At 67.0% G+C, this 458-nt stretch carries 1 protein-coding gene; it reads left to right on the top strand.

The genetic code is table 11. The features are described 5' to 3' along the window. The coding region (locus B8460_RS22705) for a hypothetical protein (protein ID WP_158323030.1) at window positions 1-440 on the top strand (440 nt) is incomplete at its 5' end. Window positions 441-458 lie beyond the last annotated feature (18 nt).

Below are 458 nucleotides of genomic sequence, written 5' to 3'. Positions count from 1 at the left end.
GCGCGATCGTCGCCGCCGAACAGGCCGGACAACCGGGCCTCGCCGAACTGCTGCGCGCCGTGCGGCGTGGTGAGATGCAGCTCGTAAGCGTCGGGCATAGGGACGCCGAAATAACGGCCCGCGATCTCCCGAAAACCGGCGCGGCGGTCGTGCTGATCGGCGATGACGATTACAGCAGCAGCGGCCCGGCGGGGTGGCGGTGCGCCGATGTAGTCGCCGCATGGGCCGAGGCTGCGGTTGTGCATGCGGCCGGCGCGACAGCAGAGACCTATCAAGAGGCTGTCCACGCCGCGCGGTTTCTGGGCCGTTGCGTTCTGATCGAGACGGATACCGTACATGCCCGTGAGTGGGTCGGGCGGTTTTATCAGAAACCGACATTGGTAATTGTACCGAGAGACGGCGTGCATCCGGCGCGGGCGGCGGCGGAGGTTGTCCAGTGAGCATCCTCCCAGACGCGC

This window comes from Acidisphaera rubrifaciens HS-AP3 (assembly GCF_000964365.1).
GTDB lineage: Bacteria > Pseudomonadota > Alphaproteobacteria > Acetobacterales > Acetobacteraceae > Acidisphaera > Acidisphaera rubrifaciens.
Note: the sequence above shows the minus strand (reverse complement) of the source record. Positions and strands in the feature narration are given on the sequence as shown.